Annotated in this window: 21 protein-coding genes; 14 read left to right on the forward strand and 7 right to left on the reverse strand. The window is 62.7% G+C overall.

The genetic code is table 11. The features are described from left to right. Positions 1-31: 31 nt before the first annotated feature. Positions 32-1,261, reverse strand: coding sequence for a TIGR04063 family PEP-CTERM/XrtA system glycosyltransferase (locus GRF63_RS01360; RefSeq protein WP_160484224.1), 1,230 nt, complete (start codon positions 1,259-1,261; stop codon positions 32-34). 86 nt (positions 1,262-1,347) lie between these two features. Between GRF63_RS01360 and GRF63_RS16350 the strand changes: the two genes are divergently transcribed. The 4 genes from GRF63_RS16350 to GRF63_RS01375 are packed head-to-tail and all read left to right on the forward strand — an operon-like array spanning position 1,348 to position 4,669. After that, positions 1,348-1,521: a hypothetical protein gene (locus GRF63_RS16350; RefSeq protein ID WP_202131652.1), complete on the forward strand. Its 174-nt coding sequence runs from the start codon at positions 1,348-1,350 to the stop codon at positions 1,519-1,521. Further along, positions 1,514-2,893 carry a DUF5935 domain-containing protein gene (locus GRF63_RS01365; protein ID WP_160484225.1) on the forward strand — a complete coding sequence of 460 codons (1,380 nt, stop codon included), beginning with the start codon at positions 1,514-1,516 and terminating at the stop codon, positions 2,891-2,893. Before GRF63_RS16350 ends, GRF63_RS01365 begins: the two co-directional genes overlap by 8 nt. Beyond that, the gene (locus GRF63_RS01370; RefSeq protein ID WP_337189592.1) at positions 2,842-3,996 is read left to right on the forward strand and encodes an acyltransferase family protein; all 1,155 of its coding nucleotides are present in this window, start codon (positions 2,842-2,844) and stop codon (positions 3,994-3,996) included. Before GRF63_RS01365 ends, GRF63_RS01370 begins: the two co-directional genes overlap by 52 nt. Before the next feature lie 43 nt (positions 3,997-4,039). Continuing rightward, entirely contained in the window at positions 4,040-4,669 is a 630-nt protein-coding gene (locus tag GRF63_RS01375; protein WP_160484226.1) for a DUF4126 domain-containing protein, read from the forward strand. 1 nt (position 4,670) lies between these two features. Here the strand turns inward: GRF63_RS01375 and GRF63_RS01380 are convergent, their stop codons facing one another. Further along, positions 4,671-5,903 (reverse strand): polyhydroxyalkanoate depolymerase, encoded by a 1,233-nt coding sequence (locus GRF63_RS01380; protein ID WP_160485326.1) that lies wholly within the window; start codon positions 5,901-5,903, stop codon positions 4,671-4,673. A gap of 208 nt (positions 5,904-6,111) precedes the next feature. Between GRF63_RS01380 and GRF63_RS01385 the strand changes: the two genes are divergently transcribed. From GRF63_RS01385 to GRF63_RS01405, 5 genes are all read left to right on the forward strand, one after another. Next, positions 6,112-7,896 carry an ABC transporter transmembrane domain-containing protein gene (locus tag GRF63_RS01385; protein ID WP_160484227.1) on the forward strand — a complete coding sequence of 595 codons (1,785 nt, stop codon included), beginning with the start codon at positions 6,112-6,114 and terminating at the stop codon, positions 7,894-7,896. Between the two features lie 176 nt (positions 7,897-8,072). Beyond that, complete coding sequence (locus tag GRF63_RS01390; RefSeq protein WP_160484228.1) at positions 8,073-10,190, forward strand: M13 family metallopeptidase; 2,118 nt, start codon at positions 8,073-8,075, stop codon at positions 10,188-10,190. 110 nt (positions 10,191-10,300) lie between these two features. Next, the gene (locus GRF63_RS01395; RefSeq protein WP_160484229.1) at positions 10,301-11,146 is read left to right on the forward strand and encodes an undecaprenyl-diphosphate phosphatase; all 846 of its coding nucleotides are present in this window, start codon (positions 10,301-10,303) and stop codon (positions 11,144-11,146) included. A 125-nt stretch (positions 11,147-11,271) separates the two neighbouring features. Further along, entirely contained in the window at positions 11,272-11,565 is a 294-nt protein-coding gene (locus GRF63_RS01400; protein WP_160484230.1) for a DUF2254 domain-containing protein, read from the forward strand. 80 nt (positions 11,566-11,645) lie between these two features. Then, a complete protein-coding gene (locus GRF63_RS01405) occupies positions 11,646-11,891 on the forward strand; it encodes a hypothetical protein (RefSeq protein WP_160484231.1) in 246 nt (81 codons plus the stop codon). A 114-nt stretch (positions 11,892-12,005) separates the two neighbouring features. Here the strand turns inward: GRF63_RS01405 and phhA are convergent, their stop codons facing one another. From phhA to GRF63_RS01420, 3 genes are all read right to left on the reverse strand, one after another. Beyond that, positions 12,006-12,896 carry a phenylalanine 4-monooxygenase gene (gene phhA / locus GRF63_RS01410; protein ID WP_337189629.1) on the reverse strand — a complete coding sequence of 297 codons (891 nt, stop codon included), beginning with the start codon at positions 12,894-12,896 and terminating at the stop codon, positions 12,006-12,008. 161 nt (positions 12,897-13,057) lie between these two features. Beyond that, positions 13,058-13,300, reverse strand: a complete 243-nt coding sequence (locus GRF63_RS01415) for a hypothetical protein (RefSeq protein ID WP_160484233.1) — start codon at positions 13,298-13,300, stop codon at positions 13,058-13,060. Continuing rightward, entirely contained in the window at positions 13,297-13,689 is a 393-nt protein-coding gene (locus GRF63_RS01420) for a hypothetical protein (protein ID WP_237392247.1), read from the reverse strand. Before GRF63_RS01420 ends, GRF63_RS01415 begins: the two co-directional genes overlap by 4 nt. Before the next feature lie 42 nt (positions 13,690-13,731). Here GRF63_RS01420 and recQ point away from each other — a divergent pair, with 42 nt between their 5' ends. The 5 genes from recQ (at position 13,732) to asd (ending at position 18,509) form a co-directional block, all read left to right on the forward strand. Beyond that, entirely contained in the window at positions 13,732-15,519 is a 1,788-nt protein-coding gene (gene recQ / locus GRF63_RS01425; RefSeq protein ID WP_160484234.1) for a DNA helicase RecQ, read from the forward strand. A 50-nt stretch (positions 15,520-15,569) separates the two neighbouring features. After that, complete coding sequence (locus GRF63_RS01430) at positions 15,570-16,559, forward strand: right-handed parallel beta-helix repeat-containing protein (RefSeq protein WP_160484235.1); 990 nt, start codon at positions 15,570-15,572, stop codon at positions 16,557-16,559. A 66-nt stretch (positions 16,560-16,625) separates the two neighbouring features. After that, positions 16,626-17,339 (forward strand): hypothetical protein, encoded by a 714-nt coding sequence (locus GRF63_RS01435; protein WP_160484236.1) that lies wholly within the window; start codon positions 16,626-16,628, stop codon positions 17,337-17,339. 49 nt (positions 17,340-17,388) lie between these two features. Beyond that, positions 17,389-17,652 carry a DksA/TraR family C4-type zinc finger protein gene (locus GRF63_RS01440; RefSeq protein WP_160484237.1) on the forward strand — a complete coding sequence of 88 codons (264 nt, stop codon included), beginning with the start codon at positions 17,389-17,391 and terminating at the stop codon, positions 17,650-17,652. A gap of 14 nt (positions 17,653-17,666) precedes the next feature. Further along, entirely contained in the window at positions 17,667-18,509 is an 843-nt protein-coding gene (gene asd / locus GRF63_RS01445; protein ID WP_160484238.1) for an archaetidylserine decarboxylase, read from the forward strand. On the opposite strand, the gene GRF63_RS01450 is transcribed toward asd, so the two are convergent. Together GRF63_RS01450 and ribA are read right to left on the reverse strand one after the other, a co-directional pair. After that, entirely contained in the window at positions 18,506-19,015 is a 510-nt protein-coding gene (locus GRF63_RS01450; RefSeq protein WP_160484239.1) for a GNAT family N-acetyltransferase, read from the reverse strand. The two genes, asd and GRF63_RS01450, sit on opposite strands and share 4 nt — an antisense overlap. Further along, a complete protein-coding gene (gene ribA / locus GRF63_RS01455) occupies positions 19,012-20,049 on the reverse strand; it encodes a GTP cyclohydrolase II (RefSeq protein WP_160484240.1) in 1,038 nt (345 codons plus the stop codon). The genes GRF63_RS01450 and ribA overlap by 4 nt, the downstream gene beginning before the upstream one ends. Positions 20,050-20,051: the final 2 nt, after the last annotated feature.

Genomic DNA, 20,051 nt, shown 5'->3' on the forward strand with positions numbered 1-20,051 from the left:
TGCGCCGCTTCTTTCCAAAGCCGCGGCCCGATCAGGCAGCGGCGGGGATACGGCCATCGTCGGATTCGCCTAACAGGCGAAGGTAAACGACCTGATAACGCTGTGCATTGCGGGCCCAGTCATGATTGGTGCGGACATGCGCCCTGGCAGCCGTGCGAATGGCGTCCCAATCCCCTTTAGCGTCCACCAGATCGGCCAAGGCGGCGGCGCAGGCGGCGGGATCATCGGGTGCGAACAACACGCCGGTCTCGCCATCGCGGATCAGTTCACGATGTCCGCCAACATCGCTGGCAGCAACCAGCTGCATCTGGGCATTGGCTTCCAGCGGCTTCAGCGGGGTGACAAGATCGGTCAGGCGGCTTTTCTTGCGCGGATAGGCCATAATATCGGTGAGGGCATAGTAACGCTCCACCTCTGCATGGGGCACGCGGCCGGTAAAATGGATGCGCTGCGATACGGGCGAGGCTGCGGCCTGCGCGCGCAGATCGGCATCCATCGGCCCCCCGCCCACCAGCAGCAAGTGGGCCCCTTCGTGGCGCTCCACCAGCATGGGCATGGCGGCGATCAGGTCGTCCAGCCCCTCGTAATCATAGAAGCTTCCGATGAAGCCGATGACGGGGCCTTGTTCAATCCCAAGCTTCTGCGCCAGAGCCTCGTCACGCTGTGCAGGCTCTCCGAAGGTAGTCAGGTCCACACCATTGGGCATGATGCCGATCTTGTCGGCGGCAAACCCGCGCGACACCAGATCGGCCTTCAGCCCTTCGCATATCGTCATTACCGCATCGGCCCCGCGCACGGCGATATTTTCCAGATGGCGGGTGAAGCGGTATTTAAGCGAACCCTGCCTGCCGGTAAGATTGCCGACGGCGGCATCTTCCCAGAAGGCGCGAATTTCGTAGACGACGGGGATGCCCAGCTTCTTCCCGGCGCGCAGTGCGGCCAGCCCGTTCAGCGCAGGCGAATGGGCATGCAGGATATCGGGCCGCCACTCGCCTGCCAGCGCGACGATTGCATCGGCCAGCGCCTGGATTTCCCGCCACTCCTTCACACCGGTTGGCCCCTCTGCCTTGCCCGGCGTGCGATGGAAGATCAGCCCGTCCACCGTCTCAACGGATGGGCCGGGTTCAACATGGCGCTGCCCGGTAATGCCGCGCACCTCCAGCCCCAGCCCCTGCTGCGCACGCAGGATGGCGCGCGTGCGGAAAGTGTAGCCGCTGTGCATCGGCAGCGAGTGATCGAGTATGTGCAATATCCGTGTCATCGCCCGGCTTCCTGCCAGAACAGACTTAACGGCGCGTCAATAGCTTGGCCCTAAAGCGGCTTTTCGCACGCGAGGACGCTTTACCGGTGATCGACTATTTCTCCATTGCGCTGACGCACGGGCTTATCCTGCTCGCTTGCTGGCGCCTGCTGTTCCGCGCGGACCTTGATGAAGAGGGCGGCGCGGCGGCGCAGGCGGAGAAGCCGTGGCTGCGGGATCGGAACCGGGATCAGGATCAGGAGCACGCAGCTGATGCGTGATCTTGTCCTGCTGGCCTTTGTTGCAGCGGTGGTGGCGATGGGATTTCGCCGCCCGTTCCTGTGGGTGCTGCTATATATCTATGTCGATATCGTTGCCCCGCAAAAGGTGGGCTATGGCATCATCACCAGCATCTCCCTCTCGATGCTGTGTTTCATGGCGGCCTTTGCGGGATACATCCTGCTGGACAGCAAGAAGGGCAACAGCTTCTCCTTGCGGCAGGGCTTGATCCTTGCCTTGCTGCTGTGGTGCGGGTTCACGACCTTGACCGCTGATTTCCCCGAACCTGCGGCAGAGAAATGGGACTGGGTCTGGAAAAGCCTGGTGTTCGCCGCATTCCTGCCGCTGACCTTGCGAACGAAGCTGCGGCTGGAGGCGGCGGCGCTGGTGATGGTGCTTTCGGCGGCCTCGATCATCATTTCCGCCGGAATCAAGACGGTGCTTTCGGGCGGGGGATACGGCACGCTTGTATCGCTGGTGCAGGACAATTCCGGCCTTTACGAAGGCTCCACCCTTTCCACCGTCGCCATTGCCATGATCCCGCTGATCTTCTGGGTGGCGCGGCATGGCACCATCTTTCCGGAGCGCAAGCCGGCGATGGTGTTTGCAGCGGCGCTGGTGTTTGCCGCATTGCTGGTGCCCATCGGCACGCAGACGCGCACCGGGCTCATCTGTATCGCGGTGCTGGGCGTGCTGGTGATGCGCACCGCGCGATACCGTTTTCTCTACGCCGGGCTGGCGGGCGCGGGCCTGCTGCTGGCGCTGCCGTTCCTGCCTGCCAGCTATACAGAGCGGATGACGACCATCACCGAGTATCAGGCGGACGAGAGCGCCTCCACCCGCGTGGCGGTGTGGCGCTGGACGCTGGATTACGTGCAGGACAATCCACTGGGCGGCGGTTTTGACGCGTTTCTGGGCAACAGCTTTACCTACAACATGCGCCAGACGGTGGAGATCGGTAACACAGAGACGGTGGTGTATGAAGAGGTGACGGACGAGGGCCGCGCCTATCACTCCGCCTTCTTCGAAGTTCTGGGAGAGCAGGGCTATCCCGGTTTCCTGATCTGGGCCACGCTGCAGGCATTGGGCCTCATCCAGATGGAGCGTATTCGCCGCCATTATAAGAACAGCGATAGCGCGGAGGAAAAGCGCTGGCACGCCTTGGCCACGGCCTTGCAGAACGGGCAGGGGGTGTACCTTGTCGGCGCGCTGTTCGTGGGCGTGGGGTATCAGCCCTTCATGTTCATGCTGCTGGGCCTGCAGATCGCCTTTTACAGCCTGATGAAGCGGGAATGGGCCGGATCGCAGGCGGACAGTCGCCCGTGGCTGAAGGACAAGGCACCGCACGGCGCAGCGGCGGGCAGCGCCGCGTGATCGCGCCGCCCATCCCCCCGCAAAGACAGCGCATACCGCATCTTGCCGCGTTGACGGGCTTGCGCGGTATCGCGGCGTGGTTCGTGGTGCTCTACCATGCGCGCCTCTCGCTTGCCGAGTGGATGCCCGGTGCCGGCATCGCCATCGCGGCGAAGGGATATCTGGCGGTGGACCTGTTTTTCATGCTTTCGGGCTTTGTCATGTGGCTCAATTACGGTGCGCGACTGCGGCAGCAGGGGCTGGCTGGCGCGCCTGCTTTCTGGTGGCGACGCGTGACGCGTATCTGGCCGCTGCATGGTGCAGTGCTGGGTGCGCTGGTGGTGTTTGCATTGGTGCTGCTGGCAACGGGGCGGGATATGGCGAACTATCCTTTCGCGCAGCTTCCCCTTCACCTGCTGCTGATCCAGAACTGGGGCCTGACGGCAGAGCTTTCGTGGAACCACCCGGCATGGTCCATCAGTGCAGAACTGGGCGCATATCTGCTGTTCCCGCTGGCCGTGGCGGCGGCGCGCTGGGAGGAGATGCGGCCCGCCGCGCTGGTGGCGGGCGTAGCGGGTGCCGCGCTGGCACTGCACGGAGTGTTCGCGCTGGCGGGGGCAGAGACGCTGGGGGAGCAGATACCAAGGCTGGGGCTGGTGCGCTGCATCATCCAGTTCGGCATCGGCATGATGCTCGCCAATCTATGGCTGGCGTGGCGTGATCGGCGCGGGCGGGCCATGGCATGCGCGATTGTGGCGGCGCTGGCCTCTGCGGCGCTGTGGCTGTTTGAGCTGCCGGAAACGCTGGTGATTCCGCTGGCTCTTGCCGCGATGCTGCTCGCGCTTGCGCTGGATAGCGGGCCGGTGGCGCGGGTGCTGTCTGTCAGGCCGCTCGTCTGGCTGGGCGATGTCAGCTATGCGACTTACCTTGTGCATTTCCCCTTGTTGATCATCTTCAAACTGGTGGCCGTGGACGAGGATTTGCAGATCTCACCCGCGGTCTTCGCAGCCTATGCGCTGGTGCTGCTGGCGCTGTCCGGCGGGCTTTATCGCTGGCTGGAAAAACCGGCGCAAAGCTGGCTGAACGGGCGCATGCCCAAGAGCGCGAAGCCCGCCTCGGCCTGATTCTGCTCGACAGGTCCGCACCCGCGCTCAATACTCGCGGGCCATGGAAACCGCTGCGTCCCTCCCCATTGTAGAGGTGCTGGGCATTGCCGCCAGCGCCAGTCTGCTGTCGGGCTGGCGGCTCTATCTCGTGGTGCTGGCCACCGGCCTTGCCATGCGCAGCGGCATGGTGCCGCTGCCCGATCACTTGCAAAGCCTGCAGGCGCTGGCCAGCCCGTGGGTCATCGGGATCGCCGCCATCGGCACGCTGGCAGAGTTTTTCGCCGACAAGGTGCCATGGCTGGATAGCGCGTGGGATGCGGTGCACACGCTGGTGCGACCGGTGGGCGGCGCACTGCTGGCGCTGGCCATCGTCGATCCGGGAGAGCCGGCATGGCAGATTGTCGCCTTTCTTCTGGGCGGCGGCGGTGCGTTGCTGGCGCATGGCGGCAAGGCGGGAGCGCGTGCCGCCATCAACACCAGCCCAGAACCTGTCAGCAACATCGCCGCGTCCACGGCAGAGGACGTGGCGACCGTAGGCCTGCTATGGCTTATCTATGAATACCCGTGGGCAGCGGCAGGCGTGGCTGCGCTGCTACTGGCGCTGACTGTCGCCCTGTTGCTGGCGATACGGCGGCTGATGCGCCGGATGTTCGGCCCGCGCAGTCCGCGGGCCGAGGATGCGCAGCCCTAGCCTAGCCCTCTGACTTGGGGTTGGCGCGCATCCATTCTTCCACCACCGGCGCAATCATCTCGCGCCATTTGCTGCCGTTGAAGATGCCATAATGGCCGACCTTGGGGGCCATCAGGTACTTCTTCTTGGCCATGGGCAGATGCTCCGCCAGATCCAGCGCCGCGCGCGTTTGGCCGATACCGGAGATATCGTCATTCTCGCCCTCGATAGCGAGCAGGGCGGTATCGCGGATGGCATCGGGATCGATGGCCTTGCCGCGGTGGACGAACTCGCCCTTGGGCAAAGAATGTTCCTGGAACACGTGCTTCACCGTTTGCAGGTAAAATTCCTCGGTCATGTCGCAGACGGAGAGATATTCGTCGTAGAAGCTCTTCGTGCGATCCGCGCTGTCCTGATCGCCCACGGTCATGTGTTTGAACATTTCGTAATGGCTCATCATATGGTCCGACAGGTTCATGGAGATGAAGCCTGCCAGCTGCAGAAAGCCAGGGTAGACCTTGCGCCCTGCGCCCGGATAATTCAGCGGGACTGTGGCGATCACGTTGTTTTCGAACCAGCTCAGCGGCTTGTCCATCGCCAGGTCGTTCACCCCGGTGGGGCTGGCGCGTGTGTCGATCGGGCCGCCCATCATGGTGAGCGAGGCGGGGCGGCACTTGTCCTTGTTCGCCGCCATCACGGCCGTGGCCGCAAAGGCGGGGACGGAAGGCTGGCAGACCGCAAGCACATGCGTATCCGGCCCAATGAATTGCAGAAATTCGATCAGGTAGTCGATGTAATCATCCAGATCGAACTTGCCCTCGCTGGTGGGCACCAGCCGCGCATCGGCCCAATCGGTGATCCAAACCTGCTGATTTTCCACCATCCGCTGCACCGTACCGCGCAGCAGGGTGGCGTAGTGGCCGCTCATCGGCGCAACGATCAGCAATTTTGGTGCATCGTCCGGCAATCCATCGCGCACGAAGCGGCGCAAATTGCCGAACGGCTTTTCCAGCACCACGGTTTCGCTGACGTAATGGGTTTCGCCATCGGATTCGACCGGCTGAATATCGAAATCGGGCTTCCCGCGTTCTTCGTAAAGATGGGCGAACACCTTCAATGCGGAGGCGAAGGCAGGGCCTACACCCATATATCCCATTGGCAGAGAAGGATTATCCAGCAGGCGTGCCCCGACAGAGGCCCAGTTGCTGGCCGAGCCGAGCATGGCGCGCTGCATTTCATAGGCTGAATAAAGCAATGTTGCGTTCCCCTTGCGGCGCCCGTTTTCGGGCGCGATTGGATCGGGCTGCGTTTGCCGCATGTCCGCGTGTGAATAGAAGAATGGGCCCTTTTACGCCATGTTGCAATGCGGCAAGGCCAGAAAATGTGCCGCTGGCTCCATTCTGGGCAATGCGAGCAAAGGGTGCTTCAAAGGCGGGGATCTTTGGTCTAGTGCCCCTTCCATCATGGCGATCCAATCAGAAACGAAAGAGCCGGTGAAGGCCAAGAACCTTGGCCCGCTGGTGATGATATTTCGCGAGGGCAAGAAATACCCGCTGCAGGCGACCTTCGCTGTCCTCGCCCTCCTGATCACCGCCACCATCACCTCTCTCGCCCTTCCCAGTGCGCTGCGCCTGATCATCGACAGGGGCTTTACCGGCGATGGAGAGATCGGCCGCTGGTTCCGTTACCTTCTGGTGCTGGTCGGCGTGCTGGGCATTGCCACAGCCGTCCGGTTCTACTTTGTCAGCTGGCTGGGGGAACGCGTGGTCGCCGATATCCGGCGCAAGGCATATGATAATTTGCTGGGCCTCTCGCCATCCTTCTTCGAGGAGAACAGCCCCAAGGAAATCAGCAGCCGCATGGTATCCGACACGGCGATAATCGAGCAGGTGGTGGGCACCACCGTCTCCATCGCCTTGCGCAATATCATCATGGCGCTTTTTGCCACCGGTTACCTGTTCTGGCTGGCGCCGCAGCTGGCCATCTGGCTGCTGGTGGGGCTGCCCGTCGTCATCATTCCCATCACCATCTTCGGCAGGCGCCTGCGCGCGATCAGCCGCACCAGCCAGGATCGGGTGGCCGATGTTGGCGCGATGGTGACAGAGACACTGTCCGCCATGAAGATCGTGCAGGGTTTCAACCAGGAACGGCGCGAGGGCGCGCGCTTCGGCGTCTCGGTGGAAAATGCCTTCGAAACCGCCAGAACCCGCATCAAGATCCGCGCCGTGATGACGGCAATGGTCATCACGCTGGTGTTCGGCGGCGTAACCGGCCTGCTGTGGCGCGGCGCGGTGCTGGTAACCACGGGTGAACTGACCGGCGGCACCATCGGCGCGTTCATCTTTGCCAGCGCTATCGCCGCATCGTCCTTCGGGGCGTTGACGGAAGTGCTGGGAGATCTGCTGCGCGGCGCCGGGGCGGCCAGCCGGCTGAGCGAGCTGATCGACGAGAAACCGGCCATCATCGCACCGGCCCGCCCACAATCCCTGCCGCAGCCGCCGCGCGGCAGCCTATCGTTCCAGAACGTCACCTTCAGCTATCCAACCCGCCCCGGTGAAAAGGCCATCGCCGATTTCACCCTGACGGTGGAGCCGGGCGAAACCGTGGCCATCGTCGGCCCGTCGGGCGCGGGCAAATCCACGATCTTCCAGTTGGCGGAGCGTTTCTACGATCCCACCAGCGGCATGATCCGCATGGATGGCGTGCCGCTGACGCAGGTCGATCCGGCAGAGGTGCGCCGCCGCATGGCACTGGTGCCGCAGGAAGGCATCCTGTTCGCCGCCAGCGCGCGCGACAACCTGCGCTATGGCAATTGGGATGCGGAGGAGGAGGCGATCTGGGAAGCCGCGCGGGCTGCCCATGCCGATGGCTTCCTGCGTGATCTTCCCGATGGGCTGGACACCTTCCTTGGTGAAGGGGGAGCGCGGCTTTCGGGCGGGCAACGCCAGCGGCTGGCCATTGCCCGCGCGGTGTTGCGCGATTCGCCGATCCTGCTGCTGGACGAGGCGACCAGCGCGCTGGACGCGGAAAGCGAGCGATTGGTGCAGGATGCGCTGGAGCACCTGATGCAGGATCGCACCACGCTGGTTATCGCGCACCGCCTGGCTACCGTGCGCGCGTCAGACCGGATCGTGGTGATGGAAGGCGGCCGCATCGTGGAGCAGGGCGATCACGCCAGCCTGACGACGGAGGGCGGCCTCTACGCCCGCCTTGCCTCCCTGCAATTCGCAGACCAGGCCGTCGCCTGAGATGCCTGGGCCTCCGTGCCGGTGATGGTTAAAAGCGCGACATCGACAGGACGTTCATGTCTTGCGTCGAGCGGAATCTGCCCTACATCGATTTCGTAACGACAGTAACCGCTTCGCCCATTCTGGCGAATGCGACAAAAGACAGATTCACCTGCCAGACGAGGAACGCCTACCTTATGATCCGCAAGCTGCTAGTCACTTCGGCATCCGTATTCGGACTTGCCACCGCCGCACCCGCTATCGCTCAAGATGATACCGCGGCGCCGACCATGGATTTCGGCACCTGGGGTGTCGATCTTTCCCAGCTGGATCAGAATGTCGATCCGGGCGATGATTTCAACGCCTACACCAATGCCAAGTGGGTGACGGCGAACGAAATTCCTGCCGACCTTCAGCGATATGGCGCCTTTGAAATGTTGCGTGAGGAATCGGTCCACGATGTCGAAACGCTCATGCGCGATCTGGTCGCTTCCAATCCCGCACCCGGCACCACCGCGCGCCGCATCGTGGATGCCTACAACTCCTACGTGGACGTAGAAGCCATCGATGCCACCGGCCTGGCACCGGCGCAGCCATATTTGCAGGAAATCTTTTCCGCCCCCGATCTGGAAAGCCTGGTGCGGCTGTTCCCGCAGGCTCCCTACAGCAGCATCGTTTCGGCGGGCGTGGGCGTGGATGCGCGCAACCCTACCGAATATGTCGTCTCGCTGGGTTTTGACGGTATGGGCCTGCCCGACCGGGATTATTACCTCGTCGATTCAGAGAGCAATCTGAAAATTCGGGCCGCCTACAAGGATTACCTGACTTTCCTGATGGAAAAGGCGGGATATGCCGATGCGCGCGGAGCTGCCGAAGCTGTCTATGCCTTTGAGCATGACGTTGCAGAGCTGGAATGGGCACGCCAGATGTTCCGTATTCCGCAGCTGACCTATAACGAGCTGTCGCCGCAGGAATTGACCCAACTGGCCGGTGATTTCCCGATTGCCGCACTGCTTGAAGAGGGGCATTTCTCCGATCAGACCCGCTTCCTCGCCCCGCAAATCCCGCCGACGCAGGAAGAAATCGACGCGCTTGGCCTGACGCCGGATCAGCTTGCCATGATCGGCGGCGGATTGCCGGCGATGATGCAACTGGTGACGAAGACGCCGCTGGCGACGCTCAAGGCCTATATGGCGAAGAGCTTCCTGTCCGGTAACGCGCCCGTTCTTTCCAGCGAACTGGATAATGCCAATTTCGATTTCTTCGGCCGCACAATCAGCGGGCGTGAGCAGCAGCAGGAACGCTGGAAGCGCGCTATCTCAGCTGTCGAAGGGCAATTGGGCGAACAGCTCGGCGCCCTTTACGTGGAGCGTTACTTCCCGCCTGAGAGCAAGGCGCGCATGGATTCTCTGGTTGCCAACCTGTCCCTTGCGATGGGCGTCGCACTCGATAACAATGATTGGATGACGCCGGAAACCATTGCGCAGGCCCGCGCCAAGCTGGACGGCTTCGTGCCGATGATCGGCTATCCGGATGAGTTCGAGACTTATGACGGCCTCGAAATCAGCGCCGACGATCCCCTGGCCAACCGCATCAATGCCGCGCGCTGGGCAATCCAGGACAGTCTGGATCACCTGGGGACCAAGGTCGATCCCAGCGAATGGGGCATGCTGCCCCAGACGGTGAACGCCTATTATTCGCCGCTCACCAACCGCATCGTGTTCCCCGCCGCGATTCTGCAGCCGCCGTTCTTCAATGCCGAAGCGGACCCTGCCGTGAACTATGGCGGGATCGGCGCGGTAATCGGTCACGAAATCGGCCACGGTTATGACGATCAGGGATCTCAGTACGATGCCACCGGAACGCTGCGCAACTGGTGGCAGGATTCCGATCGCGAAGGGTTCGAGAAATACACGGCCAGCATGGCGGAATATATCGAGTCCTATTGCCCGGTAGACAGCCCTGAAGGCCCGGTCTGCCTGCGCGGTGGCCAGTCCATGGGTGAAACGCTGGGCGATGTCGTGGGCTTGCAGATGGCCTATCGCGCCTATCGCATGTCCCTGAACGGCGAAGAGGCACCCGTGATCGATGGCCTGACCGGCGATCAGCGATTCTTTCTGGGCTTTGCGCAGGTATGGCGCGGGATGGAGCGTGAGGCCAGCCTGCGCAACCGCGTGATGACGGCAAACCACCCGCCGGGTGAATTCCGCCTCAACAACGCCGTGCGCCATCTGGATGCATGGTATGACGCGTTCGACGTCGGGCCGGACGATGCGCTGTACCTGCCGCCGGAGGAACGTATCTCCATCTGGTAGGCAGCCGAACGGATATTTGAACCATTGAACGGGGGCGAGGCTTGACTTCGCCCCCGTTTTGGTTGGAGGCGGGTACGCTCAAGACCTACAGCGACGGACCACACCCAGCGATGACTTTCCTTGAAATGCTGATCCTTGCCATCGTGCAGGGGATCACCGAATTCCTGCCGATCTCGTCTTCCGGCCACCTGATCCTGGTGCCGATCTTCACCGGGGCGGACGATCAGGGCCCGATGATAGACATCGCGGTGCACATCGGGTCCCTGCTGGCGATCATCGTCTATTTCTTCAAGGACGTGTGGGGCCTTGCCCGCGGCGGCTTTGCCACGGTTGGCATCGGCCATGCGCCAGAGCAGAAGCGATTGTTCTGGTGGATCCTGCTGGGCACCATCCCTGCTGTGATCGTTGGCCTGTCCATCAAGCTGGGCGCGTTCAATTCCGTGGCGCAGGACTGGTTCGGCCTCACCGTGATGAATGACGATCTGCTTGCATCCCTGCGCTTTACGGATCTGATCGCCTTCAACCTCATCGTTTATGGCATCTTGCTGGGCCTAGCCGACTATTTCGGCCGGGAAGACCGATCCTATGAAGATCTGACCTGGCGGGACGGCTTGCTGGTGGGCATGGCGCAGGCATTGGCGCTGATCCCCGGCACCAGCCGATCGGGCGTCACCATGACGGCGGCGCGTTTCCTCGGTTTTGGCCGGGTGGAGGCCGCGCGCTTTTCATTCCTCCTGTCGATCCCGGCGGTGGCCGGTGCAGGCATACTGATCGTGCCGGACCTGGTGGAAGCAGGCGGAGAGATGGTGCGGGAGGCGCTGATTACGGGCGTGCTCACCTTCATCGCGGCGTTTGGCACCATGGCGTTCCTGATGAACTTCCTGAAGAAGGCATCGATGATGGTGTTCGTGATCTATCGAATCGCGATGGGCATCCTGCTGCTGTGGATGTTCTAAGCCTAGGGTTAACTCTTGGGTAACGATAAAAATCCTTCCGAATCAGCGGCATTTTACCCTTAATCCCTTGCGATCCGCCGCATGAATTAACCTGTTCATGGAACAACCGCGCCGCCTGCCGAGTTATGTCGGGCAAGGAGGATTGTGACGTGGGCCTTGTATTCTTGATCGTAGAGGGAGCCATTCTGGGATGGCTGGCTGCGTTCATCCTGCGCGCCGAATCCTCGCGAAGCCTGAAGATAAATATCGCCTCCGGCCTTATCGGAGCTTTACTGGCGGGGCTGGTTATCAGCCCTGCAATGTCTGCCGGAAATCTCGCTTCGGGAACTTATACGGTGGATGCGATGTTTATTTCCATGGCTGGCTCGCTGGCAGCGCTTTGCGTAGCGAATTTTCTGCGCTATCGGAAAGTCTTGTAAGCGGGTCGCAAAGTTAATGAGGGCCATAAACAATGGGGAGCGGGCCCGCAGTATCGCTCCTGATGAACAAGGAATTCCAAATGAAGAAGATCGTAGCATTCGCCTCCGCCGCCGTACTCGGCCTCGGCCTCGCAGCATGCGACAGCGCTGCTGAAAACCAGGCTGAAGAGAACATCGAAGAGATGGAAGATGCACGTGACGCTGAAGTCAACCAGATGGAAGCTGACGGCGTGATCACCGACGAGCAGGCCGACGCAATGGACGACCAGACCGACGCCATGGAAGAATCCATGGAAGAGCAGGCCGACAACATCGACGGCATGTAATTTCGGTTTAACCGATTACGAAAAGCCGGCGCTGGAGCGATCCAGCGCCGGTTTTTTGTTGCCCTGCACAGATGTCAGATGACGCAGATGCGGGCAGCTCTGCCAAAAGCGAAGTTAGACAGGCTTCGCGCTTGAACCCCTGCCGCCACGCAGGAAATACTCCTGTGAACCGCGATGCAACACGTTGTCGACATCGATCACGGCAGAATTGGCATAGGTAAAGCTGGCACCCAGGTTCTTGTACAACCTGTCAAAATCGCGCTCCACCGTCTGCCGATAGAGATCCTCGAAACTCTCGATCACGAAATAGGTCGGCTGCAGATCGTCGATCACGTAATCCGTGCGCATTACCCGGTCGACATTCAGCATGATCCGGTTGGGGCTTTCCCCCTCCAGCGCGAAAATCGCCTCCGTCGGGCCGGACAGAATGCCTGCGCCATAGATGCGCGGCTCTCCCGCCTCCAGCATCAGGCCGAATTCCACGGTGTACCAATATAGCGAACCAAGCGCCTTCAGCCTGTTATAGCGCATGGCCTTCCACCCGGCGCGCCCGTATTCCTGCATGTAATCGGCAAATGTCGGATCGGTCAGCAGCGGCACGTGGCCGAACACATCGTGGAAGACATCGGGTTCCTGAATGTAATCGAATGTTTCGCGCGTGCGGATGAAGTTGCCCGCAGGAAAACGGCGATTGGCCAGATGCCAGAAGAACACGTGATCGGGGATCAGCATGGGCACGGGCACCACGCTCCACCCGGTCATTCCACCCAGCTCTTCCGACAGGCGGCCAAAATCGGGGACGCCGCCCTTGCCCAGATCAAGCTTTTCGAGTCCTGCCAGCATGGCAGAGCACGCGCGGCCGGGCAGCACGCCCATCTGCCGGGCGAACAGATCGTCCCAGATGGCGTCATCCTCTGACGTATATTGCGTTTGCTGAGGCTCCAGCCAGTCCTCCCCGATATGGGGCGGGCGTTTCAGCGGGGCCGTGAACACGCCGGCGTCCACATCGGGCAGCGTGCTGAAATCTTCATCTTGGGCGGCGTGCTGTTTTACGGCCGCCTGCGGGGCCGGTTCGGCAAGGTCAGTCATGTTGCAGATGATACCACATGCCGCGGCTCCGCGCCAATCAGACTTGCGCCAATCGGCCACGCGCCAATCGGATTGTCTTATGGCTGCGGCGTTTCGGTGGAGGCGGGCTGAGTCGATTGTGTCACCGGCTCGCGCGCGTCCAGCATCTGCGCCGCATCGTCCAGCGCAGCCTCTTCATCCTGTGCGGCCGGTGCGGGGCCGGACCCGGCATCGCCGCCGCATCCGGCGATGCATAGGAAAAAGGCCAGGCCCGCCAAGGCCCGGCCCTTTCCAGTTGGCGTGCAATTGCCAATCAGATTGCCAATCGCATTAAGGATCACTGCGCGTCCTGCGCAGCATCGGCCATTTCGTCCTGTGCAGCTTCGGCAGCGGCCAGGGCGTCGTCCACGGCGTTTTCGGCGGCATCGCCGGCGGCTTCTGCAGCAGCTTCGTTCTCGTCGATCTCGGCGTCGATCTCTGCACTTTCGTCCGTCATCGCGGCATCGTCGGCAACGGGATCGGGCACGCCGTCCATCGCATCATCAGCGGGCACTTCGACAGTGTCGGCCACGGCATCATCGGATGCATCCGTGGTGTCGCCGCAGGCGGACAGCGCCAGGATGGCGGTGCTGGCAATAAAAGCTAGTTTCTTCATGGCGCGAATGGCCCTCTCACTCCAGTTGATGGGAAAATCGCCAATAGCCCAGCCGCGCGCGCGTGGAAATGCCATATCCGACGGTAGCACCGCGGCTTGCGACCTGTCACAGCGGTGATGATGCTCCAGACACTCGATCTTGCCCCGGCGCGCGATGAATTGCGCCGCCTGTTCGGCTTTCCCGATTTTCGCGGGAAGCAGGCAGAGGTGGTGGCGCGTGTGCTGAACGGCGAATCCACGCTGGCGGTGATGCCCACGGGCGCTGGCAAATCGCTGACCTATCAGCTGCCTGCCACCATGCTGGATGGCACCTGCGTGGTGATTTCGCCGCTGATCGCCCTGATGCATGACCAGCTGCGGGCCGCGCGCGCCAACGGCATCCGCGCCGCAACCCTCACCAGCGCCGATGCCGACTGGCGCGAGACGATGGATGCCTTCCGCGCGGGCGAGCTGGACCTTCTGTATGTCGCGCCCGAACGCGCCAGCCAGCCCGCCTTCCGCGATCTGCTGGGATCGGCAAAGCTGGCGCTGTTCGCCGTGGACGAGGCGCATTGCGTATCCGAATGGGGGCATGATTTCCGCCCCGATTACCGCCAGCTTCGCCCGCTGATGGATGCCTTTGCCCATGTGCCGCGCCTGGCGCTGACAGCAACGGCGGATGCGCACACCCGCACCGATATTCTCACCCAGCTGGGCATCCCTGCCGACGGGTTGATCGTGGCGGGCTTCGATCGGCCCAATATTCGCTACGCCATCAGGCCGCGCGATTCCCTGCCGCGCCAGCTGGAACGATTGTGCCAGGAACAGCCCGGCCCCGGCATCGTCTATGCCCCCACCCGCCGGAAGGTGGAGCAATTGGCGGAGCAGCTTGGCAAGGCGACGGGCCGCCCCGTGCTGCCCTATCATGCTGGCCTTGCGCCAGAGGTGCGCGCGGCCAATCAGGCGGCCTTTGTGTCTTCTGAAGACATGGTGATGGTGGCGACGATTGCGTTCGGCATGGGGATCGACAAGCCCGACGTGCGCTTCGTTGCCCATGCCGGCACGCCCAAATCGATAGAAGCCTATTACCAGGAAACAGGCCGCGCGGGCCGCGATGGCGATCCGGCAGTGGCGCTGATGCTGTGGGGGGCGGGCGATTTCGCACAGGCCCGCGCCCGCGTTTCCGAAGTGGAAGAATCGCGCCAGCAGGGGGAAAGGCAGCGGCTGGATGCGCTGGCGGGGCTGGTTGAAACCGCCGGATGCCGCCGCGCGGTGCTGCTGCGACATTTTGGCGAGGACCCGCCCGAAAACTGCGGCAATTGCGACAATTGCCTGGACCCGGCAGAGACGATCGACGTGACGCAGCTGGCGCAAAAGCTGCTGTCTGCGGTTTACCGCACGGGACAGAGCTTTGGCTTCGGCCACCTGCAAAAAGTGCTGACCGGCGTTGCTGACGAGCGGGTGCAGGCAAAGGGGCACGATCAGCTGTCCGTGTTCGGCATCGTGGAGGGGGAAGAGGCCGCGCTGCTGCAACCCGTGGCCCGCGCCCTGCAGGTTCGCGGGCTGCTGACGCAGACGGAGCATGGCGGCCTGCAACTGGCGGGCAATGTGCGCGAGATCCTATCTGGCGAGGCGAGCATCGGCATCACGCGGCCCCCGCAGCGCAAGAAGGGCCGTTCCCGGCGCAACGATTCTACGCCCAATCCCACGGGCGATCCGCTGTTCGATGCGCTGCGCGCCCTGCGCCGCGATCTGGCGGTGGAGGCGGGCGTGCCGCCCTATGTGGTGTTCCACGATGCCGTGCTGCGCGCGATGGCGGCAGACAGGCCTGCCAACCTGTCCGAAATGTCCCAGATTCCGGGCGTGGGGGCAAAGAAGCTGGAGGCCTATGGCGCCGCCTTTCTGAAAGCCATTGCCGCCAACTGAGATCAGCCGGCCTTACCGGCGATTAACCATTGTCCGCTACGCCTGCGGGCATGATCAGCACCACCCTTCGCGCCGCCCCGCATCGCATTTCCCTGAAGGTGATCGGGGCCGTGGGCGCGATTGCCGTGGCTGCCATCCCGGCAGCGGCACTCCTCGCGCAGGATCGCGCCGCGGCCTTTACCGTGGTGGAAACCGGGCAGGGGTATGATCGCCTGCAGGATGCCGTGGATGCCATCGGCAATGCGCGCGGCACCATCGCCATCGCTCCGGGCCGATACGAACAATGCGCGGTGCAGGAAGGCGGAGACGTGTCCTTCTTCGCAACGCAGCCCGGTTCCGCCGTGTTCGACGGCGTAACCTGCGAAGGCAAGGCTGCGCTGGTGCTGCGCGGCCGCAGTGCGGAGGTTTCCGGCATCGTTTTCCAGAACATGCGCGTGCCCGATTACAACGGTTCGGGCATCCGGCTGGAGCAGGGCGACCTGACCGTTGCCGAAAGCTGGTTTCGCGATAGCCAGCAGGGCATTCTGACGCATAACGACACCGGCAGCCAGTTGGTGATCGATCGCTCCACCTTCACGCGGCTGGGCACCTGTGAAGGGTCTGGCGGTTGTGCGCATTCCATCTACACCGGCGAATATGGCCAGGTCCGCATCACGCGCAGTCGGTTTGAGCAGGGGCGTGGCGGACATTATGTGAAGGCGCGCGCGGTTCGCGTCGATATCGCCTCCTCCAGCTTTGACGATGCTGCCGGGCGCGGCACAAACTACATGATAGATCTGCCGGGCGGCGCTTCGGGCCAGATCAGCAACAACTGGTTCGTGCAGGGGCAGGACAAGGAAAACTACGCGGCCTTCATCGCCGTTGCCGCAGAAGGGCGCGCGCATGACAGCGCCAACCTCTCCGTGGTGGGCAATGATGCGCGCTTTGCCAGCGGAGTGGATCGGAATTCCATCTTCGTGGCAGACTGGTCCGGCGACATGGGCGGCGTTGGCGAAAACGCGCTGGATAGCCGGTTGACCCGGTACGAGGTTATCCGCTGACACCACTCGCCGGGTCGCTACCGATGTTCAGCCTCGCGAAAGCGCGGCTGGATGATACTCCATAACATGAAATGCGTCCTTCCCTTTCTTGCTGCTGCGACCACGCTGCTTGTTTCCGCACCATCGCAAGCTGACAGTTTCATGCCTCCTTCGGTGCAGGAGGCAGTATCAAGCGACGGATCGATAGCGGTAACGGTAATCCCCGCCATGCTGTCGTGCGCACCCGGGGAAACTGAATGCGTAGCCGCTGCGCGGGCCATCGTGGAGCGCGTTCATGGTGGTTACCGCGGCAATTCGCGCACCATCCGGCTCGTGAACCCGCAGGCTCCGGGCCGGGTGCTCGTCACCGACGATGGCGAACGGCTGCTGACCCTGGATGACTATGCCAGCTACGGTTTCGGCGACAACGTGCTCGTCATCTATGGCGCAAATGGCGAAGTGATTGCGCGGCTTGGCCTCCATGATTTCCTGCCGGAGGACTACATCGCAGGGTTGCCGCGCACGGCCTCTACCCTGCGCTGGTGGGCAGCGCCCGCGCGGATCGAACCGGGCACGCACCGCGCCGTGGTGTCGGTGATTGCCGTACAGGCCGCCGACAGCTGGCCTTCCCCCGGTGCTTCGGGGTTTGAACTGGACCTGGATCTCGACACGGGCGAGATCGAGAGTCCATCCGGCCCGGACTGGCAAAACGCACTCAACTGCGCCCGCGCGCAACGCTGGCTTGTGCCCGATCAATCCGCCAAGCGCGAGCGGGACCGCTACCGCGCCCTCTGCCGATAGCCGGAACATCGGGTACGTGCTGGCCGTTGGTCAGGCAAGGAGCAAGATTATGGCAGGCGGTTGGTCGCGCGATGGCGCGGTACAGGATCAGATAGACGATACGGTCAGCGATGCTGTCGCTGCCGCCCGCGCACGCCTGCCACGGGGCGAAAGCGCCGAATATTGCGATATCTGCGGAGAGGACATCCCGGAAAAGCGCCGCATCGCCGTGCCCGGTGTGCGCACCTGCGTGGCGTGCCAGTCCGGACGGGATGAGGCGGTGCGCCATTCGTCCATCAATCGCCGGGGTTCCAAGGACAGCCAATTGCGCTAGGGCGCGGGGATATCATGACATCACCATTCATCTGGCTGCAGCATGCGCTGCCGCATCACGCCGTTTCCCGCTTCGCCGGCAAGTTTGCCGGAAGTGAGACCACTTGGCTGAAGGATCGGCTGATCCGCCGTTTCATCGATGCATATGATGTGGACATGGCGGAGGCCGCCCGCCCGACAGAAGCCTATCGCAGCTTCAACGACTTTTTCACGAGAGAGCTGAAACCCGGCGCGCGCCCACTGGCGGACGCTGCCGAACACGTCCTCTCCCCCGCCGATGGCGCGATCAGCCAGATCGGGACAATCACCCAAGGCCGCATTTTTCAGGCCAAGGGACGCGAATTCACCGCCACGCAACTCTTGGGCGGCGATCCGGTAATCGCCGAACGGTTTGAAGGCGGCGCATTCGCCACGATCTACCTCAGCCCTAAAGACTATCACCGCGTCCATATGCCCGCCGCAGGGGAATTGCTGGGCACGGTCTATGTGCCGGGCGACCTGTTCAGCGTGAACCAGGTGACGGCAGAGAACGTGGACGACCTGTTTGCCCGCAACGAGCGATTGGCCTGCCTGTTTGACGGCCCACGCGGAAGCTTCGCCAGCGTGATGGTGGGCGCGATGATCGTGGCCGGGGTGGAAACCGTGTGGGGCGGTCGAGAGACTGCCCACGCGGGGCAATTGCGGTACCGCACCTTCGCCGATGGAGAGCACGATCTGGCGGCGGGCGATGAGATGGGCCGCTTCTTCCTTGGCTCTACCGTCGTTCTGTTGTTCGAGCCGGGACGCGTCGAATGGCTTGAAGAGTTCAGCGCTGGAAATTCAGTGCGCATGGGGCAGGCGCTTGGCCGCTGGGCCTAGTCAAAATCAGGGCCGAAAGCGGGCGCGTATCGAATCGTTGCCGATGGAATGGGCGCACCGAAGCTTTTCACCTGAAGATATTCGCCCAGCTCGCCCTCCAGCCCCAGCGGCGTGTGCTGCACATAACCGAACCGCGAATAAATCTGCGGATCGCCGAGCACGGTGATACCCTTGGCGCCGCGCGCCCGCATCTCCTCCTCGCCAGCCTCCAGCAATGCCCGACCGATGCCTTCGCCTTGCCGTTTGGGCTCCACGCTGATCGGGCCTAATACCATCCAGCCTTCTTCCCCGCTTGAAAGCTTGGCGGCGGAATAAGTGGCCTGGCCCAGGATTTGCGCTCCATCCACAGCCACCAGAGACAGCACCAAATCTCCATCTTCGCGCAAGCGATCTATCACGTCCGCCTCGCTCCCGTCAGAATGGGGATGTCTTGTAAAGGCCCGCAGCGTCATCGCGCGAATGGCTGCCGTGTGATCGGCGGCCTCCTCCCGAATGGACCAGCTCAAGTCAGGATATGCCCGGCGCGATCTCGCTTGGTGGCAAGATAGCGGGTGTTGTGCGGGTTGGCTGGCAGTTCGTGCGGTACGCGCTCGATCACCGTCACGCCCGCATCCTCCAGCGCGACCACCTTTTCCAGATTGTTGGTCATCAGGCGCAGCCGATCCACGCCCAGCAGATCCAGCATGCGAGCGGCCAGGGGGAAATCGCGCGCTTCTTCGGGCAGGCCGAGGCGGCGGTTTGCTTCCAGCGTATCGAAGCCTTCATCCTGCAGGCGATAGGCGCGCAGCTTGTTCACCAGCCCGATACCGCGCCCTTCCTGCCGCATGTACAGCAGCACGCCCCAGCTACCATCGGCAGCCGCGGCAGACATTGCCGCCAACGCGCCATCCAGCTGCGGGCCGCAGTCGCACTTCAGACTGCCGAAGATATCGCCTGTAAGGCATTCGGAATGCAGTCGCACCAGCGGCGGAATATCGATCATGCGCCTGCCCAGCACCAGCGCCACATGCTCCCGCATGTCACCGGGGGAGCGGAAAACGATGATCTCGGCATTTTCCTCCGCCGAAATGGGCAGGTGCGCGCGTGTGGCGATCACCAGATTGTCAGGATCGGACCATGCCGCAAGGTCCACAGATTTCAGCGCAACAGCCTCTCCCGCAGGCTCCGCATCAACAAGGAATGCGGGCAGGATACCGGCGATCCGCGCCAGTTCCATCGCGGTGCGGGCGGCTGTCATCCATTCCAGAGTCACAGCCTGGAACGGGCCTTTCAGGGGATTTGCCGGGTCCAGCGCAGGGTCTGCCACGGGCAGTGCGCCATGAAGATCCAAGGCGTCTGCCGCGCGCATCAGCACGGGCGAATGGCCGTCTGCCGCCGGGCGCTGATTGGTGATTTTCAGCGTTTCCGCGCGGGCGTGGGAAATCAGCAGGTGATCGGATCGGCTTGTACGGTCCAGCGCGGTTTCCACCGGCAGCAACACGGGCGCATCGCCCACCTTGATGGGCCAGCCATGGCGCAAGGCGTCCACCGCCTGCGCCACGC

Source organism: Aurantiacibacter rhizosphaerae (genome assembly GCF_009807005.1).
In the GTDB taxonomy this organism is placed as follows: Bacteria; Pseudomonadota; Alphaproteobacteria; order Sphingomonadales; family Sphingomonadaceae; genus Alteraurantiacibacter; species Alteraurantiacibacter rhizosphaerae.

Excerpts from the sequence above, each read along its gene's own strand:
- GRF63_RS01435 (WP_160484236.1), top strand. The coding sequence starts at position 16,626 with ATGAAATGCGTCCTTCCCTTTCTTGCTGCTGCGACCACGCTGCTTGTT.
- GRF63_RS01395 (WP_160484229.1), top strand. The coding sequence starts at position 10,301 with ATGACTTTCCTTGAAATGCTGATCCTTGCCATCGTGCAGGGGATCACC.
- GRF63_RS01405 (WP_160484231.1), top strand. The coding sequence starts at position 11,646 with ATGAAGAAGATCGTAGCATTCGCCTCCGCCGCCGTACTCGGCCTCGGC.
- GRF63_RS01420 (WP_237392247.1), bottom strand. The coding sequence starts at position 13,689 with ATGGCATTTCCACGCGCGCGCGGCTGGGCTATTGGCGATTTTCCCATC.
- GRF63_RS01440 (WP_160484237.1), top strand. The coding sequence starts at position 17,389 with ATGGCAGGCGGTTGGTCGCGCGATGGCGCGGTACAGGATCAGATAGAC.
- GRF63_RS01430 (WP_160484235.1), top strand. The coding sequence starts at position 15,570 with ATGATCAGCACCACCCTTCGCGCCGCCCCGCATCGCATTTCCCTGAAG.
- asd (WP_160484238.1), top strand. The coding sequence starts at position 17,667 with ATGACATCACCATTCATCTGGCTGCAGCATGCGCTGCCGCATCACGCC.
- GRF63_RS01385 (WP_160484227.1), top strand. The coding sequence starts at position 6,112 with ATGGCGATCCAATCAGAAACGAAAGAGCCGGTGAAGGCCAAGAACCTT.
- GRF63_RS01390 (WP_160484228.1), top strand. The coding sequence starts at position 8,073 with ATGATCCGCAAGCTGCTAGTCACTTCGGCATCCGTATTCGGACTTGCC.
- GRF63_RS01365 (WP_160484225.1), top strand. The coding sequence starts at position 1,514 with ATGCGTGATCTTGTCCTGCTGGCCTTTGTTGCAGCGGTGGTGGCGATG.
- GRF63_RS01400 (WP_160484230.1), top strand. The coding sequence starts at position 11,272 with ATGTCGGGCAAGGAGGATTGTGACGTGGGCCTTGTATTCTTGATCGTA.
- recQ (WP_160484234.1), top strand. The coding sequence starts at position 13,732 with ATGATGCTCCAGACACTCGATCTTGCCCCGGCGCGCGATGAATTGCGC.
- GRF63_RS01360 (WP_160484224.1), bottom strand. The coding sequence starts at position 1,261 with ATGACACGGATATTGCACATACTCGATCACTCGCTGCCGATGCACAGC.
- GRF63_RS01375 (WP_160484226.1), top strand. The coding sequence starts at position 4,040 with ATGGAAACCGCTGCGTCCCTCCCCATTGTAGAGGTGCTGGGCATTGCC.